Source organism: Sodalis sp. RH15 (genome assembly GCF_047324255.1).
Lineage (GTDB): Bacteria > Pseudomonadota > Gammaproteobacteria > Enterobacterales > Enterobacteriaceae > Acerihabitans > Acerihabitans ligni.
Genome location: NZ_CP178738.1, coordinates 683,840 through 701,414 on the forward strand (window position 1 = coordinate 683,840; position 17,575 = coordinate 701,414).

General features: G+C 54.2%; 12 protein-coding genes. 11 read left to right on the top strand and 1 reads right to left on the bottom strand.

Annotated features, from left to right (window positions below):
• Nucleotides 1-26 precede the first annotated feature (26 nt).
• The 3 genes from ACL2XO_RS03105 to ACL2XO_RS03115 all read left to right on the top strand — a co-directional run bounded on the left by ACL2XO_RS03105 (nucleotide 27) and on the right by ACL2XO_RS03115 (nucleotide 2,389).
• Nucleotides 27-878, top strand: coding sequence for an oxidoreductase (locus ACL2XO_RS03105; protein ID WP_413742156.1), 852 nt, complete (start codon nucleotides 27-29; stop codon nucleotides 876-878).
• Nucleotides 879-940: 62 nt separating this feature from the next.
• Nucleotides 941-1,459, top strand: a complete 519-nt coding sequence (locus ACL2XO_RS03110; RefSeq protein ID WP_413742157.1) for a nuclear transport factor 2 family protein — start codon at nucleotides 941-943, stop codon at nucleotides 1,457-1,459.
• 78 nt (nucleotides 1,460-1,537) lie between these two features.
• Nucleotides 1,538-2,389 (top strand): oxidoreductase, encoded by an 852-nt coding sequence (locus ACL2XO_RS03115; RefSeq protein WP_413726383.1) that lies wholly within the window; start codon nucleotides 1,538-1,540, stop codon nucleotides 2,387-2,389.
• A 277-nt stretch (nucleotides 2,390-2,666) separates the two neighbouring features.
• Here ACL2XO_RS03115 and ACL2XO_RS03120 read toward each other — a convergent pair whose 3' ends face one another.
• Nucleotides 2,667-3,260, bottom strand: coding sequence for a YhgN family NAAT transporter (locus tag ACL2XO_RS03120; protein ID WP_132923780.1), 594 nt, complete (start codon nucleotides 3,258-3,260; stop codon nucleotides 2,667-2,669).
• Between the two features lie 261 nt (nucleotides 3,261-3,521).
• On the opposite strand from ACL2XO_RS03120, the gene asd reads away from it, so the two are divergent.
• The 8 genes from asd to ACL2XO_RS03160 all read left to right on the top strand — a co-directional run bounded on the left by asd (nucleotide 3,522) and on the right by ACL2XO_RS03160 (nucleotide 17,491).
• Nucleotides 3,522-4,625: an aspartate-semialdehyde dehydrogenase gene (asd, locus tag ACL2XO_RS03125; RefSeq protein ID WP_132923779.1), complete on the top strand. Its 1,104-nt coding sequence runs from the start codon at nucleotides 3,522-3,524 to the stop codon at nucleotides 4,623-4,625.
• A 461-nt stretch (nucleotides 4,626-5,086) separates the two neighbouring features.
• A complete protein-coding gene (gene glgB, locus ACL2XO_RS03130; protein ID WP_413726384.1) occupies nucleotides 5,087-7,270 on the top strand; it encodes a 1,4-alpha-glucan branching protein GlgB in 2,184 nt (727 codons plus the stop codon).
• An 86-nt stretch (nucleotides 7,271-7,356) separates the two neighbouring features.
• Complete coding sequence (gene glgX / locus ACL2XO_RS03135) at nucleotides 7,357-9,363, top strand: glycogen debranching protein GlgX (protein WP_413743023.1); 2,007 nt, start codon at nucleotides 7,357-7,359, stop codon at nucleotides 9,361-9,363.
• 13 nt (nucleotides 9,364-9,376) lie between these two features.
• The gene (gene glgC, locus ACL2XO_RS03140) at nucleotides 9,377-10,663 is read left to right on the top strand and encodes a glucose-1-phosphate adenylyltransferase (RefSeq protein WP_413726385.1); all 1,287 of its coding nucleotides are present in this window, start codon (nucleotides 9,377-9,379) and stop codon (nucleotides 10,661-10,663) included.
• A 57-nt stretch (nucleotides 10,664-10,720) separates the two neighbouring features.
• The gene (gene glgA / locus ACL2XO_RS03145) at nucleotides 10,721-12,151 is read left to right on the top strand and encodes a glycogen synthase GlgA (RefSeq protein ID WP_132923776.1); all 1,431 of its coding nucleotides are present in this window, start codon (nucleotides 10,721-10,723) and stop codon (nucleotides 12,149-12,151) included.
• Nucleotides 12,152-12,177: 26 nt separating this feature from the next.
• Nucleotides 12,178-14,625, top strand: a complete 2,448-nt coding sequence (glgP, locus tag ACL2XO_RS03150) for a glycogen phosphorylase (RefSeq protein WP_132923775.1) — start codon at nucleotides 12,178-12,180, stop codon at nucleotides 14,623-14,625.
• Between the two features lie 429 nt (nucleotides 14,626-15,054).
• Nucleotides 15,055-16,218: a mandelate racemase/muconate lactonizing enzyme family protein gene (locus tag ACL2XO_RS03155; RefSeq protein WP_132923774.1), complete on the top strand. Its 1,164-nt coding sequence runs from the start codon at nucleotides 15,055-15,057 to the stop codon at nucleotides 16,216-16,218.
• A 349-nt stretch (nucleotides 16,219-16,567) separates the two neighbouring features.
• Complete coding sequence (locus ACL2XO_RS03160; protein ID WP_413726387.1) at nucleotides 16,568-17,491, top strand: AEC family transporter; 924 nt, start codon at nucleotides 16,568-16,570, stop codon at nucleotides 17,489-17,491.
• Nucleotides 17,492-17,575: the final 84 nt, after the last annotated feature.

The window sequence follows — 17,575 nt, forward strand, 5'->3', positions numbered from 1 at the left end:
ACTTTCAAAATACAGGGGCAAAAATCATGAAAAGCTATTCTACATTCAAACGCGTGTGGTTTATTACCGGCGCGGCGCGCGGGTTCGGCGCCCTGGTTGCCGAGGCCGCGCTGGCGGAAGGCGACGCGGTTATCGCCACAGCCCGGAATCCCGACGCCCTTGTCAAGCGTTTAGGCATCTCTCCCGGGCTATTGCCGCTGAAAATGGATGTGACCGATTCGGAACAAATCCATGCCGCGGTGAAAGCGGCGGTCGCCACCTTTGGGCGGATTGACGTGCTGGTGAATAACGCCGGATTCGGTCTGCTGGGGGCGGTTGAAGAATCGGCTCTGTCAGATGTGCGGCGGATGTATGACACCAATGTGTTCGGCCTGCTGAGCATGACCCAGGCGGTATTGCCGCAGATGCGCCAGCAGCGCGCCGGGCATATTATCAATTTTTCTTCTATTGGCGGTTACCGTTCCGCCGCCGGTTTCGGCGTTTACTGCTCCACCAAATTCGCCGTCGAAGGATTATCCGAGGCGTTGCATGACGAACTCAAGCCTTTGGGCATTCATGTCACGGTGGTGGAACCGGGTTATTTCCGTACTGATTTTCTCGATGCTTCTTCTCTGAGCAAATCCGCCCATATCATAGACGATTACGACGAGACCGCAGGCGCGGTACGCCGGGTCGCCGCCACGCTGAATCATAAACAGCCTGGCGATCCCGCCCGTTTGGCAGCCGCGATGATCCAACTGGTTAACGCCGAGACGCCGCCCCTGAGATTGCCCATGGGGACGGATACTCTCGCGGCGATTGCCAAGAAAAATGCCTTGGTTGAACAGGAGATGAACGCCTGGGCTGCGCTGTCAGCCTCGACGGACTTTGCTGAATAAACAACAGCGGAATGAATGCCGGTGCAATTACTTCTATTCCTCATTATGTAAGGAGAACTGTCATGTTGATTTTTAAACGCCGTCTCGGCAATGTAAAAAACAGCTTCGTCGGTTTTTGTGTCGTTTTGGCTTGGGTATTGCTGGTCCCGGCGACATGGGCGGAAGAGAATGGCGTTGAAGCGCAAAACAAGGCGATGGTCGTCGCCGGGTTCGACGCCTGGAAAAACGGTACCGGCAGTCCTTATGAGCAACTTGCCGATAATGCGACCTGGACTATCGAAGGCCATTCGCTGGCTTCCCGGACCTATCATGGCCGCGAGGATTTGATGGCAAACGTCATTCGCCCCTTCAACGCCCGGATGTCGGGACGCCTGATTCCGACTATCCGCAATATTTATACCGACGGCGACACGGTGATCGTGCATTTTGATGCCGCCGGCATGGCAAAGGACAATAAACCCTATCGTAATACGTATGCCTGGTTCTTAACCTATAAGGGCAACAAAATTGTTAACGCCACCGCCTTTTACGACAGCATCGCGTTTAATGATTTTTGGCAGCGCGTACAGCCCGCATCCTAAGGGATGCAAACCATCCGTTTCCGCTGGCGGGGACAGGATGTGAGGTCGATATTTAACCTGCAAGATGTGGAGAAGAAAATGCAATCACAACAAAAAGCGGTTTGGTTTATTACCGGCTGTTCCACCGGTTTTGGCCGTGAGCTGGCCGAGCTGACCCTGTCGCTGGGCTATCCCACCGTGGTGACGGCGCGTAATCCCGATCAGGTACAGGATTTAATCGCCGGCCATGAAGGCCATGCCCTGGTGCTGAAGCTGGACGTGACGCAGCAGGATCAGATTGACGAAGCCGTCAGCGCCGCGCTGAAGCATTTTGGCCGGATCGACGTTTTGGTGAATAACGCCGGTATCGGTTATTTCGGTTCATTTGAAGAGAGCCGGATGGAGGATGTGCACCGGATGTTCGATATCAATGTCTGGGGCCTGGCCGCCATGAGCCGGGCGGTATTGCCGACGTTGCGCAAGCAGCGGAGCGGTACGATAGTGAATATCTCTTCTATCGGCGGCATTACCACCTTCCCGGCGCTGAGTTTTTACCATGCCACCAAATTTGCGGTGGAAGCGCTTTCCGAGTCGCTGTCGCAGGAAGTGGCGCCGTTGGGTATCAACATTTTACTTGTCGAGCCCGGGCCTTTCCGGACCGATTGGGCCGGCCGGTCGGCCGCCGAAGCGCCGCAATCCATTGCCGATTATGCCGAGACCGCCCATAAGCGGACGCAGGTCAGCCGGGGCTATAGCGGAAAACAGATGGGGGACCCGGTGCGCGCCGTGAAAGCCATCGTCAAGGCGGTGGAGGCGGATAACCCGCCGCTGCGATTGCTGTTGGGTAATGCCGCTCTGGAGAATGCTTATAAAAAGATTCAGCTGCTGCAGCGGGATTTTGACGGTTGGGCCGAGGTGACTAAAGGGGCGGATTTCCCGGCAGGAGAATAAGTTTGGGCTGGGCGCTCTTCAACAGGTTCGTTGCACGATCGGTGGTAGCGGGCCTACCGTGGCATGGGGCGCTCCGCGGCCGACAATGGCCGCTTCGACCCCATCGCCGCGGTCTCCCTTCAACAGGTTCGTTGCACGATCGGTGGTAGCGGGCCTACCGTGGCATGGGGCGCTCCGCGGCCGACAATGGCCGCTTCGGCCCCATCGCCGCGGTCTCCCTTTAACAGGCTCGTTGCACGATCGGTGGTAGCGCCCCATACCGCGGTGATAGCCTGCTTCAGCTGCGCAAATAGGCCCGGGCGCCGTCCAGGAACATTTGGGTGGAGAGCATTACCAGCAGCAGGCCCATCAGCCTTTCCAGCGCATTGACGCCTTTATCCCCCAGCAACCGCAAAAACAGCGTGGATTGCATCAATATAATGACCGACAGGCCCCAGGCAATGAGCAACGCCACCACCAAGTGCGGGATCCGCTGCGGATACTGGTGGGACAACAGCATCAGGGTCGCCAGTATGGACGGGCCGGCCACCAGCGGGATGGCCAGCGGCACCAGAAAGGGCTCTTCCCCGGCCGGCAACCCGCTGCCGCCGCTTTCCGGCGTGGGAAAAATCATTTTCAGCGCGATCAGGAACATGATTATGCCGCCGGAAATCGATACGGTTTCCGTTCGCAGATTGAGAAATGACAAAATACTCTCACCGGCGAACAAAAACAGCAGCATAAGCAGCAGCGCAATCAGCATTTCACGAATGACAATTATCCGCCGCCTTTTCGGTTCCAGATGTTTTAATACCGACATGAAAATCGGCAGGTTTCCTAAAGGGTCCATGATCAAAAACAGCAAAACGGTAGCCGAAATCATTTCAGTCATTATTAATTACCTCGATTTTCAGCTTTTTAACCCATGCGCCATCAAACCTTATCCTTGAGGGTGGGTAGGATGCTAATCTACCCATTCCCTCACCATTTGGCGGATATAAGCAGCGCTGCTGAAAAATTTGCTCTAATCGAATAATTTCACTTGCAGCAATTCAATCACTTTTTGTAATGTGGTCGTTGTGTAACCTGCAAGTTCCATGCAGCCAAAACACTACCAAGTCTCTTTGTCACCCTCCAAGGCAGGACAGTTAACATGAAAAACGTTGGTTTTATAGGCTGGCGCGGTATGGTCGGTTCGGTGCTCATGCAGCGCATGGCCGAAGAACGCGATTTTGACGCCATCCGCCCGGTATTCTTTTCAACATCCCAGCATGGCCAGGCTGCGCCGGTCATTAACGGACAACAAGGGATGTTGCAGGATGCCTATGATCTGGACGCGCTCAGCGCGCTGGATATTATCGTCACCTGCCAGGGTGGGGATTATACCAACGAAATCTATACAAAGCTGAAGGAAATCGGCTGGCAGGGTTACTGGATCGATGCCGCGTCCTCCCTGCGCATGAACGATGACGCCATCATTATCCTGGATCCGGTGAATCAGGCGGTTATCCAGCAGGGTTTGAACGACGGTATCAAAACCTTTGTCGGCGGCAACTGCACCGTCAGCCTGATGCTGATGTCCTTAGGCGGGCTGTTTGCCCATGATCTGGTGGAATGGATTTCCGTGGCCACCTACCAGGCGGCTTCCGGCGCCGGTGCCCGCCATATGCGCGAACTGCTGGTACAAATGGGCCAGCTTCATAACGAAGTGGCCAAGGAATTGCAGGACCCGGCTTCGGCGATTTTGGATATCGAACGTAAAGTCACCGCCTTGACCCGTAGCGGCACCCTGGCGACGGATAACTTCGGTGTCCCGCTGGCGGGCAGCCTGATTCCCTGGATAGATAAGCAGCTGCCAAACGGGCAGAGCAAGGAAGAGTGGAAAGGGCAGGCGGAAACCAACAAAATCCTGAATACCGGGCATGTGATTCCCATTGATGGTTTGTGCGTGCGTATCGGCGCTTTGCGCTGCCATAGCCAGGCGTTCACCATCAAGCTTAAGCAGGATGTCGGATTACAGGATATCGAGCAGATGCTGGCGACCCACAACGATTGGGTTAATGTGGTGCCCAATGATCGTGAACTGTCGATGCGTGAATTAAGTCCGGCTGCGGTCACCGGCACGCTGAAAACGCCGGTGGGCCGTTTGCGTAAGCTTAACATGGGACCGGAGTACCTCGCGGCGTTTTCCGTGGGGGATCAACTGCTATGGGGCGCGGCTGAACCATTACGCCGCATGCTGCGCCTATTGGCCTGATCTTCCCCCGCCATCTATACACCGGTCCCAGGGCAGGGGACCGGCAGACGCCTGCTTGGTTGAACTTTCTTTGTTCCACGTCAATATATTAATAAAACTTAACAATCAATCTTCTCCTCTGTGATCAATCTCGACTTATTGCAATGATTAACAATAGAAATCTTGCAGCGAAGTGATGAATTTTCAATAGTTTAATAAATGATTTAAATTTTCATTGTTGAGTATTAATCTTTCCTTTAAACCTTTGTCTATGCTTATTATTGGATGGGTATGATTATGCCCACAGTGAAATAATCCTTTGAAGGGATTTCTGAGCATGCTGTCATCCCCCATTTTTCTTGCCGATACGGTCGGCAAGGATCGCTGCGCTTTGGGGAAACTGGGATGTGTGATGAAAGGATACGAACTGAATTTTTTGGAAATATTCTTTTATTTCATGGAGTAATCTAAGGAAGAATACCATGTCGGGATTTCCGGGCCATGAGGTCATCACAGCTTTGGTTTCAGGACGTTATGCGGATCCATTTTCAATTTTGGGTATGCATCTCACCAGCGAAGGATTGGAGATCAGGGCGTTATTACCAGACGCCAGTGCCGTGACATTAATTGAAAGTAAAACCGGACGTAAAATCACGGAATTAAACTGTGAAGACGACCGCGGGTTTTTTTCGGTGTTATTAAGCCGGCGCAAAAAACCGTTTCGCTATCAATTCGCCGTCACCTGGCACGAGCATACTTATATTATTGAAGATCCATACCGTTTTGGTCCCCTATTGCAGGACATTGATAGCTGGCTGCTGGCGGAAGGCACCCATTTACGGCCCTATGAGCGCTTAGGCGCCCACCCTGACGTTTTAGACGGGGTTGAAGGCATGCGTTTTGCGGTCTGGGCGCCCAATGCCCAGCGCGTTTCAGTAGTGGGCCAGTTCAATTTTTGGGACGGCCGGCGGCATCCCATGCGGCAGCGGCGCGAAAACGGAATTTGGGAACTGTTTTTACCGGCGGTAACGATCGGTCAGCTGTATAAATATGAAATCATTGACTGCAATGGCGAAACCCGTCTGAAAGCGGATCCTTATGCCTTTGAAGCGCAGATGCGCCCGGAGACCGCTTCGGTCACGCGGGGAATACCCGCCATTGCCGATGGAGATCCGGCCAGGAATGCAGCCAACGGGCGCCACCAGCCCATTTCCATCTATGAAGTGCATTTAGGCTCATGGCGCCGTCATGTGGAAAACAACTACTGGCTCAGCTACGGAGAATTGGCCCAACAGCTGGTGGATTATGTCAAATACATGGGCTTTACCCATCTCGAACTGTTGCCCATCAATGAGCATCCTTTCGACGGCAGCTGGGGCTATCAACCCTTGGGTATTTACGCGCCCACCCGGCGTTTCGGCACGCCGGAGGATTTCCGGCTGTTTATCGACGCCGCGCACCAGGCAGGCATCAACGTACTGCTGGATTGGGTGCCCGGCCATTTCCCCGGCGATGAGTTCGGCCTGGCGAAATTTGACGGCACCTCCTTGTATGAATATGCCGATCCCCGCGAAGGGCTGCATCAGGACTGGAATACCCTGATTTATAACTACGGCCGCAACGAGGTGCGCAACTATCTGGCGGGCAATGCTCTGTTCTGGCTGGAGCGGTACGGTATCGACGGGTTACGGGTGGATGCCGTGGCGTCGATGATCTATCGCGATTATAGCCGGCCGGCGGGCCAATGGGTGCCTAATCATTACGGCGGCAATGAAAATCTCGAGGCCATCGCCTTCCTGCGTTACACCAATCATACCGTCGGCACCCAGCGGGACGGCGCCATTACCGTGGCGGAAGAATCCACCTCGTTTTCCGGCGTCACCGCGCCCCCGGATTCGGGTGGGCTGGGATTCCATTACAAATGGAACATGGGCTGGATGAACGATACGCTGCGCTATATGCAGCTGGATCCGGTGCACCGCAAGTATCACCATCATCAAATGACCTTCAGTATGGTCTATGCCTACAGCGAAAATTTCGTCTTGCCGCTTTCCCACGATGAAGTGGTGCATGGCAAGCAATCCATCCTCAATCGCATGCCCGGCGATGTCTGGCAGAAATTCGCCAACCTGCGCGCGTATTACGGCTTTATGTGGGGCCATCCGGGCAAAAAACTGCTGTTTATGGGCAATGAATTCGCCCAATGGAAAGAATGGAACCACGATGTCAGCCTGGACTGGCATCTGCTTGACGATGCCGACAACATGCACAGCGGCGTGCAGCGGCTGGTGCGGGATCTGAATCAATGCTACCGGCAGCATTCGCCGCTCTATGATCTTGATTACCGCTATGACGGTTTTGAGTGGCTGGTGGCGGACGATGCGGAAAATTCGGTGTTCGCGTTTTTGCGCCGCGACAGCCATGGCAATGAAATGATCGTCGTCAGTAACTTTACGCCGGTGCCGCGCCTGGGATATCGCATCGGTATTCCGACTCCCGGCCGCTGGCGCGAGGTGCTCAACACTGACTCTCAGTATTACAACGGCAGCAATATGGGCAACAGCGGCGAACTGCACAGTGAACAGGTCCCCAGCCACCACCGTGAGCATTCACTGCTGCTCACCGTGCCGCCGCTGGCGACCATTTTCCTGGCCAGGGAGGCGTGATGATCCCACGGCCCGCCGGTTCCCCGGCCCCACAGGACGCTGGCTTTGACGGTGAAGGCGGATTGTCCGCAGGCTTTGCCGCGCCGATGGCGGACGCTGATCACGGTGAAAATGCGATATCCGCCGGCTCCGCGTCGCCGTTGGGGTCGAGTTATAACGGCAGCGGGGCGAATTTCAGCCTCTATTCCGCCCATGCCGAACGGGTGGTGTTATGCCTGTTCGATGAGCAGGGGCGGGAGAGGCAAATGGACTTGCCCGGACGCACCGGGGATATCCGGCACGGCTATCTGGCCGGCGTAAAGCCCGGCCAGCGATACGGCTATCGCCTCTACGGCCCGTTCGAGCCCCGGCAAGGGCATCGGTTCAATCCGACCAAGCTGGTCATCGATCCCTGCGCCCGGGCGCTGGACGGCAAGGTGCCCGATGACCCGGCCCTGAACGGCGGCCTGGCGCAGCCCGATACCGCCGACAGCGCGTCGGCGATGCCGAAATGCCTGGTGGTGGATGAGCGTTACGACTGGCAGGGCGATGAATTTCCCGCCGTGCCCTGGGGCGAAACCGTGATTTATGAAGCCCATGTGCGGGGGCTGACCCGATTACATCCGGACCTTCCGCAGTCGGTGCGCGGCACCTATGCCGGCCTGGCGCATCCGCTGATGATTGACTATCTGCGGCATCTCGGCATTACCGCCGTGGAGCTGTTGCCGGTGCAGCTGCATGTCGATGAACCGCGCCTGCAGCGGCAGGGCCTGCGCAATTACTGGGGGTATAACGTGCTGGCGCCTTATGCGGCGGAGCCGGGTTACGCCTCCGGCCTCGACGGTAAAAGCGCCCTGGATGAGTTCCGCGATATGGTGAAAGTACTGCACCGGGCGGGCATCGAAGTGATTTTGGACGTCGTGTTCAATCACAGCGCGGAACTGGATGTCGAGGGACCTACGCTCTCGCTGCGCGGTATCGATAATGCCGCTTATTACTGGCTGGATGAAGACGGCGATTATTGCAACTGGACCGGTTGCGGCAACACCCTGAACCTGAGCAGCCCGGCGGTCGCCGCCTGGGTGCTGGACTGTCTGGCCTTCTGGCGCCGGACCTGCCATGTGGACGGCTTTCGTTTCGACCTGGGCACGGTGCTCGGCCGCACCCCGGATTTCGTACGCGACGCGCCGCTGTTTGCCGCGCTGCGGGACAATCCAGACCTTGCGGGCTGCAAGTGGATTGCTGAACCTTGGGATATCGGGCCCGGCGGCTATCAGGTGGGACAATTCCCGCCGCCTTTCGGCGAATGGAATGACCATTTTCGTGACGATATGCGCCGGTTTTGGCTGCACGGCGATGTGCCGCTGGGAACGTTCGCCCGGCGTTTTGCCGCCTCCAGCGATCTCTTTGGCGCCCAGGGGCGATCCCCCTGCGCCTCGGTAAATATGCTGACCGCCCACGACGGTTTTACCCTGCAGGATGTGGTGAGCTACAACGAAAAACATAATCAGGCCAACGGTGAAAGCAACCGCGACGGGGCCGGCGATAACCATAGCAACAACCATGGCCAAGAGGGACCCAGTGCCGAACCCTCGGTCCGGCAGGCGCGGCGGGATAGCCAGCGGGCCTTGCTGGCAACGCTGTTGTTGTCCCAAGGCGCGCCGATGCTGTTGGCGGGAGATGAACTGGGCCACAGCCAGCAGGGCAATAACAATGCCTATTGCCAGGACAACGAATTGACCTGGCTGGACTGGCGGCGGGGGGATCGGGAATTGGCGGACTTTACCGCCGCCCTGATCCGCCTGCGCCAAAAGATACCCGCCCTCACAGACGATCGCTGGTGGCGGGAGAACGATGAGCAAACGGTACTTTGGTTAAATAGCCGCGGGCAGGCATTGAACGCACAAGAATGGGAACAGGGCGAACGCCAAATGCAAATCCGGCTCTCCCGAGATCATCTCTTTGTGATCAACGCCACGACAAAAGCCTGTGAAATGACCTTACCTGAAGGGAAGTGGACGTTAATTGAACCGTTCAAACGCCCAGAACAACCGGGATCGGCCGACCACTTTTTCGTGGAAGCCCGTGCGGTTTATGTGCTGGTAAAACGATAATAAGGAGTCGGCCATGGTTAGGTTTGAAAGTAGTGACCCGGTGATGTTGGCCAGACAATTACCCATTCAGTCCGTCGCGTTGATTCTGGCGGGCGGACGTGGTTCGCGTCTGAAGGATCTGACCGCTAAACGCGCCAAACCGGCGGTACATTTTGGCGGAAAATTCCGCATCATTGATTTTGCACTATCCAACTGCCTGAATTCCGGCATTCGCCGTATCGGCGTGATTACCCAGTACCAGTCCCATACCCTGGTGCAGCATATCCAGCGCGGCTGGTCTTTCCTTAATGAGGAAATGAACGAATTCGTCGATCTGCTGCCGGCGCAGCAGCGCTTCGCCACCGAAAACTGGTATCGCGGCACGGCGGATGCGGTGTATCAAAACCTGGATATCATCCGCCGCTACCGCGCCAAATATATCGTCATTCTGGCGGGTGATCATATCTATAAAATGGACTACTCCCGCCTGCTTATCGATCATGTGGAAAAGGGGGCGAAATGCACCGTGGCCTGTTTGCCGGTTCCGCGTCATGAAGGCAGGGATTTTGGCGTGATGGCGGTTGACGATGAGTACCGGGTGCTGGATTTCGTGGAAAAACCGGCGGATCCGCCGGCCATGCCCGGCTCGCCGGATCAGGCATTGGCCAGCATGGGCATCTATGTCTTTGATGCCGATTATCTTTTCCAACTGCTGGAAGAGGACATGCTCATCGACAGCTCCAATCATGATTTCGGCAAGGATATCATTCCGAAGATCACCGCCGCCGGAGAAGCCTGGGCGCACCCCTTTACCCTATCCTGCGTCTCCTCCGCCGAGGATGATTCGGCGCCGCCCTACTGGCGCGACGTGGGCACCCTCGACGCCTATTGGCGCGCCAATCTCGACCTGGCATCGGTAACGCCGGAACTGGACATGTACGATCAACAATGGCCGATCCGTACCCATATGGAGCCGCTGCCGCCGGCCAAGTTCGTGCAGGATCGGGCCGGCAACCATGGGGTGACCCTCAATTCGCTGGTGTCCGGCGGCTGCATTCTCTCCGGAACCCATGTCATGCATTCCGTCCTGTTTCCCAGGGTGAGGGTGAACTCATTTTGCACCCTGGATGAAGCGGTGGTGCTGCCGGATGTCAATGTGGGCCGCTCCTGCCGGCTACGGCGCTGCATTATCGATCGCGCCTGTTCCATTCCCGAAGGCATGGTGATCGGGGAGAACGCCGAAGAAGACGAAAGACGATTCTATCGCTCTGAAGAAGGAATCGTACTGGTGACACGCAAAATGCTGGCGAGTCTAAATTAATTAAGCCGATTACGTTTGCGGTCATAGAACAGCAATAAGATAAGAATGGGAGCGATAATGCAGGTTTTACATGTATGTTCCGAACTTTTTCCCCTACTGAAGACCGGGGGGCTGGCGGATGTGGTCGGCGCTTTGCCCGCCGCGCAAATTATCGAAGGCGATGATGTGCGGGTGCTGCTGCCCGCGTTTCCGGATTTACGTAAAGGTATACCGGATACCCGCATCGTGAATCAGTTCGATGCGTTTAACCAGCACGTCACGTTATTATACGGCCGGTTTAACGGGGTCGGAATCTATCTTATCGATGTCCCCAGCCTCTATGACCGTCCGGGCAGCCCGTATCACGACCAGGATCAGTATGCCTATATGGATAACTACCTGCGTTTCGCGCTGCTGGGCTGGGTGGGCAGCGAAATGGCCACCGGACTGGACAGGACCTGGCAGCCGGATATCGTGCAGGCCCATGACTGGCACGCCGGATTGACCTGTGCCTATCTGGCCGCCAAAGGCCGGCCGGCGAAATCGGTGTTCACGGTGCACAACCTGGCCTACCAGGGGCTGTTCTCCCCGCGCCACCTGCCGGAGCTGGGGTTGCCCGAGGGCTATTTCCAAACCTACGGCATGGAGTTTTTCGGCCAGATATCCTATTTGAAAGCCGGGCTGTTTTTCGCCGATCATGTCACCACCGTCAGCCCTACCTATGCCAGGGAAATCACCCAGCCGGCGTACGGCTACGGCATGGAGGGGCTACTGCTTTCGCTGCAATCCCAGGGGCGCCTGACGGGTATTCTCAACGGCGTCGACGACGCTATTTGGAACCCGACCCACGACCCCATGCTTTCCACTCGTTATAACCGCGACGTGCTGGAAGCCAAGGTTCATAACAAACGCCACTTGCAAACCGCCATGGGTTTGACGGTGGATGAAAAGGTTCCCCTGTTTGCCGTGGTCAGCCGCCTCACCAGCCAAAAGGGGCTGGATTTGGTGCTGGAAGTCCTGCCGGATTTACTGGACCAGGGCGGCCAGCTCACGCTGCTGGGGGCCGGCGACGCCACCTTGCAACAGGGATTCCTGGCGGCGGCGGCGGAATACCCCAGCCAGGTGGGTGTGCAGCTGGGTTATCACGAAGCCTTTTCCCACCGCATTATCGGCGGGGCGGACGTGATTATGGTGCCCAGCCGTTTCGAACCCTGCGGACTGACGCAGTTATATGGCTTGAAATACGGCACATTACCTTTGGTGCGGCGCACCGGCGGGCTGGCGGATACGGTGACCGACAGCTCGCTGGAAAACCTCTCCGACGGCATCGCCAGCGGTTTTGTGTTTGAGGATGCTACAGCGGCCGCTTTACAGCGGGCAATCCGCCGGGCTTTTGTGTTATGGTCAAGACCTGCCCTCTGGCGCTTTGTTCAGCGACAGGCGATGGGGCTGGATTTTAGCTGGCATGTCGCCGCCCGGGCTTATCAGTCTCTGTATCAACGCTTGTAGATATTCACTGATGGGGAATGAATGTCATGAACTCACCGTTTATTTATGCCTCACCCACGCTCAGCGTTGAAGCGCTGAAACATTCCATCGCGTATAAGCTCATGTTTACCATCGGCAAAGATCCTTCCGTGGCCAATAAACATGAATGGCTGAATGCGACGCTACTGGCGGTGCGGGACCGCATGGTAGAGCGCTGGCTGCGTTCCAACCGCGCCCAGCTGTCACAGGATGTGCGCCAGGTATATTATCTTTCGATGGAGTTCCTGCTCGGCCGGACGCTGTCCAACGCGCTGCTGGCCATGGGCATCTATGACGATACCAAAGCGGCCCTGGAGGATATGGGGTTTGAGCTGGACGACCTGCTGGAAGAGGAAAACGATCCGGGGCTGGGCAACGGCGGCTTGGGGCGGCTGGCCGCCTGTTTTCTTGATTCAATGGCGACCCTGGCGTTGCCGGGACGGGGTTACGGTATTCGTTATGAATACGGCATGTTCAAACAGAATATCATCAACGGGCAGCAGGCCGAATCGCCGGATTACTGGCTGGAATACGGCAACCCGTGGGAGTTCATGCGCCACTCCACCCGTTATAAAGTCCGTTTCGGCGGACGAGTGCAGCAGGAAGGCGCCAAAACCCGCTGGGTAGAGACGGAAGAGGTGCTGGCATGCGCCTACGACCAGATCATCCCCGGCTTTGATACAGACGCCACCAATACGCTACGGCTGTGGGGAGCGCAGGCCAGCAATGAAATCAACCTGGGCAAATTCAACCAGGGGGATTATTTCGCCGCGGTAGAGGATAAAAACTTTTCTGAAAACGTCTCTCGCGTGTTATACCCGGACGATTCCACCTATTCAGGCCGCGAATTGCGCCTGCGCCAGGAATACTTTTTGGTTTCCGCCACGATGCAGGATATCCTGAATCGCCACTGGCTGATGCATCAAACCTTCGATAATCTGGCGGATAAAATCGCCATCCATCTTAATGATACCCATCCGGTGCTCTCGATCCCGGAATTAATGCGCCTGTTAATCGACGACCATAAATTCACCTGGCAACAAGCCTGGGACGTGGTCTGCTCCGTTTTCTCCTATACCAACCATACCTTGATGAGCGAAGCGCTGGAGACCTGGCCGGTGGAGATGATGGGCAAAATCCTGCCCCGGCATTTACAAATCATCTTTGAAATCAATGACCACTTTTTGAACGGCGTACAGGAAGACATTCCTGATGACCCCGCCCTGCTGGCGCGGGTGTCGATTATCGACGAGAACGACGGCCGGCGGGTTAGAATGGCCTGGCTGGCGGTGATAGCCAGCCATAAGGTGAACGGCGTGTCCGCCCTGCACTCGGAGCTGATGGTACAGTCTCTTTTCGCCGATTTCGCCCGTATTTACCCCGATCGTTTTTGCAATAAAACCAACGGCGTTACGCCGCGCCGCTGGCTGGCGCTGGCGAACCGGCCGCTGTCGGCGGTGCTGGACGAGAATATCGGCCAGACCTGGCGTACCGATTTAAGCCAGTTGGAAGAGATAAAAGGCCAAATCGATTTCCCGGCCTTTATCCAGGACATTCAGAAAGCCAAGCTGAGCAACAAACGGGCCTTAGCTATCTATCTGGCGCGGGAGCTGAATGTCGTCACCGATCCGGCTGCCTTGTTCGATGTACAGATCAAGCGTATCCATGAATATAAACGCCAACTGCTGAACGTGCTTCACATCATTACCCGTTACAATCGTATCAAACAGGATCCTGACCTGGAGTGGGTGCCGCGGGTGAATATTTTCGCCGGCAAAGCCGCATCGGCCTACTACATGGCAAAACATATTATCCATTTGATTAACGATGTCGCGGCGGTAATCAACAGCGATCCGGTGGTGAAGAACCGGCTTAAAGTGGTCTTTATTCCCAATTACGGCGTCAGCCTGGCGCAATTGATTATTCCGGCGGCGGATCTGTCGGAACAGATCTCCCTGGCGGGAACCGAGGCCTCCGGCACCAGCAATATGAAATTTGCCCTCAACGGCGCACTGACTATCGGCACGCTGGACGGTGCCAATATCGAGATGGGCGAGCGTATGGGGAACGAAAATATCTTTATTTTCGGTAATACCGCTGAACAAGTGGAAGAACTGCGACGTAAAGGCTATAACCCGCGCGAGTATTTCGACCAGGATGCCGAACTGAACCAGGCGTTGACGCAAATCGCTACCGGCGCCTTCAGCCCCGGCGAACCCAACCGTTATAGAAATTTGTTCGATACCCTGGTGAATTTCGGCGATCATTATCAGCTGTTGGCGGATTATCGCAGCTATGTGGATACCCAGGATAAAGTGGATCTTCTCTATCACAATCAGGATGAATGGACGCGCCGTTGCGTAATGAATATCGCCAGCATGGGATATTTCTCTTCGGACCGCACCATCCAGGAATATGCCGATGAGATTTGGCATGTGAAACCGATACGGTTGTAGTGAAGCAACGCCTATTGCCACAGCCGCCGACGGGTGAATTCTCGTCGGCGGTTCAGTTTGTCAGGCAATAAATGAACATATTTTGCGCGTTTACGATAAATTTATAACCCCCCTCCTAAGTGATTACACTGTAATTTAAATATAGCCTGACGAAAAGTAAACGCTACTTTCGCGGGATGAAAATGTAATGCTCATCACAAATTAACGACTTAAAATTAATGTAACCACAGTAAAAAAGCGTTAGGAAATAAATCACATAAATCAAAAAACCTTATAATACAATCATTAAAAAACGCTTTAGTGATTCATATTTCTGTGATGCGCTGTAAGCATAACAAGAATATTAATGGGCATTAGTCAGGACTCATTCAAAAAATATAATGGGAATATGAAAACAGACCAGCAAGATTAACATCTTAGGGAAATAGCATGCATATCATTGATGTTGTCGAAAAGACCAAACCCATTGCCTCTCCTATTCGGAACGCATACATAGATTTTAGTAAAATGACCACCAGCCTGGTTGCCGTTGTTACCGATGTCGTCCGCGACGGGCAGCGCGTGGTGGGTTATGGCTTTAATTCCAACGGACGCTACGGGCAGGGCGGCTTGATCAGGGAGCGTTTTCGCAATCGGATTTTGGAGGCGCCGCCGGCAGCGCTATTAAATGAGGCAGGGGATAATCTTGAGCCTTCCCGTATCTGGGACATCATGATGACCAATGAAAAACCCGGCGGCCACGGAGAACGCTCGGTTGCCGTCGGCACCCTGGACATGGCTATATGGGACGCCACGGCGAAAATTGCCGGCAAGCCCTTGTTCCGGTTGCTTGCCGAAATGAAAGGACGTAAAGCCAATCCCCGTGTTTTTGTCTACGCGGCAGGGGGATATTATTACCCAGGTAAAGATCTTACCGCCCTGCGCACGGAAATGCGTAGTTATCTTAATCGTGGATATAATGTCGTCAAAATGAAAATCGGCGGCGCCTCTATTGACGAAGATCGCCGGCGTATCGATGCGGTATTGGCCGAAATAGGCGATGAAGCCAGGCTGGCGGTGGATGCCAATGGACGATTCGATCTTGAAACCGGCATCGCCTATGCCAAAATGTTGCGTGAATACCCTTTATTCTGGTATGAAGAAATCGGCGATCCGCTGGATTATGCGCTACAGGCGACCATTGCCGAATTCTATTCCGCCCCGATGGCTACCGGGGAAAACCTGTTCTCCCATCAGGATGCCAGGAATTTGCTGCGGTATGGCGGTATGCGCCCTGACCGCGATTACCTGCAGTTTGACTGCGCCTTGTCTTACGGCTGTGTGGAATATCTGCGGACCCTGGACGTGCTGGCTGCATTCGGCTGGTCTCCGTCGCGCTGCATCCCTCACGGCGGTCATCAAATGTCCCTCAATATCGCTGCCGGTCTGGGCTTGGGCGGCAATGAAAGTTATCCCGACCTATTCCAGCCTTACGGCGGTTTCCCTGATTCTGTCCGGGTTGAAGAAGGCCATATCGTTATGCCTGAACTGCCGGGGATCGGCTTTGAGGGAAAATCGGATCTGATTAAGGTTATGCGGGAGCTGGCGGAATAAACCAAACATAATGGCTTGGTATAAAAAGATTTCCTATTATGCCAAGTTATTATGCCGTTTCGCCGCTTAAGGGACAGCTTACCGATCTGTCAAATCCACATGCTGTATTTTAAGATTGTTTATTTATGACACCTTTAATTATGGTCGGCACGACGGGGGAAATATTGATGAAGCATTCTGTTTTTATTGCGTGAGAATCTTGAAATTGTAAGTGAAAAAAATAACAGCCTATAACCAATTTTAATTAAATGACTGTTATTGAGATTGAAAATAATATTTTTTATAGATTAAGCAATACCATTAGATAGCCATCGGTCATGTTTCCTACATTACAATTATGAGGCATAATATGTTTACTGAAGTATTATATCGCGTTGCTTTCCTGATTGCCGTATCTTTATTGGGATGGTACGTTGGGAAAAAATTTAAAATCAACAGTAAAGATATTTCCGGCTTATTGATTTATGTCTTCACGCCGGCCGCCTGTTTTATACTTATCTACGAATCCCCGGCCACGGTGGGGTATGTTGTGTATACCTTTGTTTTTTATATCGGTGCCAGTATCGCCGCACTCATCGCTTTCGCTATCGGCAAAGTGGTATGGAAAGACAGCCGCGCTAATTTATTTGGCGCGGTTGGTGGAGCAGGCAACGTCGGTTATTTTGTCTTGCCATTGGCTATCGGCCTGTTGAAGGGCACGGAATATGGAGCCGTGGCCATTGCCATTGTGGTTTTTGTCAAAGTATCGTCAAATATCTATGAGTTTACCACGGCTTTTTATCTCACCGCACGGGGAAAAAATTCCATCGTCGACAGCTTGATACTGGTCATGAAGATGCCGACGCTTTATGCTTCTGCCCTGGCCCTGGTGCTTAAACATTTCAACGTTGCTCTTTCTCCCATCGTGATATCCGGAATGGATACCTTTGTCGGCGGATACAGTGTATTAGGCATGATGATAATCGGGTTATCCCTGGCCAAATATGAAAAGCTGATCCTGGATTGGAAATTTATCGGTCTGGCATTGCTGTGGAAACATGTGATTTATACCGTGGCGGTGATCGTCCTGTTCTCTTCATGCTTCAATCTCTCTCAGCCTGAAAAAATAGTCGTAATTATGATCGCCTGTAATCCTTTGGCCAGTAATATTTCCGCGGTTGCCACATTATTGAATGTTCACCCTGAAAAAGCGGCATGCGCTATTATGGCAAGTACGCTTTTAGCGGTGATCACCGTTCCGTTTACTATCTCCCTGGCGCTGAAACTAATCTAAACACCATAACGGGTTTTTTTGTACAAGAAGGAGGGCATAATAGATTACATTGAAATTACTGATAACAGCGTGGCGCAGGTTTCT

Coding starts and splice junctions, on each gene's coding strand:
- ACL2XO_RS03160 (WP_413726387.1), top strand. CDS start 16,568: ATGTTTACTGAAGTATTATATCGCGTTGCTTTCCTGATTGCCGTATCT.
- ACL2XO_RS03155 (WP_132923774.1), top strand. CDS start 15,055: ATGCATATCATTGATGTTGTCGAAAAGACCAAACCCATTGCCTCTCCT.
- glgB (WP_413726384.1), top strand. CDS start 5,087: ATGTCGGGATTTCCGGGCCATGAGGTCATCACAGCTTTGGTTTCAGGA.
- asd (WP_132923779.1), top strand. CDS start 3,522: ATGAAAAACGTTGGTTTTATAGGCTGGCGCGGTATGGTCGGTTCGGTG.
- glgA (WP_132923776.1), top strand. CDS start 10,721: ATGCAGGTTTTACATGTATGTTCCGAACTTTTTCCCCTACTGAAGACC.
- ACL2XO_RS03110 (WP_413742157.1), top strand. CDS start 941: ATGTTGATTTTTAAACGCCGTCTCGGCAATGTAAAAAACAGCTTCGTC.
- ACL2XO_RS03105 (WP_413742156.1), top strand. CDS start 27: ATGAAAAGCTATTCTACATTCAAACGCGTGTGGTTTATTACCGGCGCG.
- ACL2XO_RS03115 (WP_413726383.1), top strand. CDS start 1,538: ATGCAATCACAACAAAAAGCGGTTTGGTTTATTACCGGCTGTTCCACC.
- glgC (WP_413726385.1), top strand. CDS start 9,377: ATGGTTAGGTTTGAAAGTAGTGACCCGGTGATGTTGGCCAGACAATTA.
- glgX (WP_413743023.1), top strand. CDS start 7,357: ATGGCGGACGCTGATCACGGTGAAAATGCGATATCCGCCGGCTCCGCG.
- glgP (WP_132923775.1), top strand. CDS start 12,178: ATGAACTCACCGTTTATTTATGCCTCACCCACGCTCAGCGTTGAAGCG.
- ACL2XO_RS03120 (WP_132923780.1), bottom strand. CDS start 3,260: ATGACTGAAATGATTTCGGCTACCGTTTTGCTGTTTTTGATCATGGAC.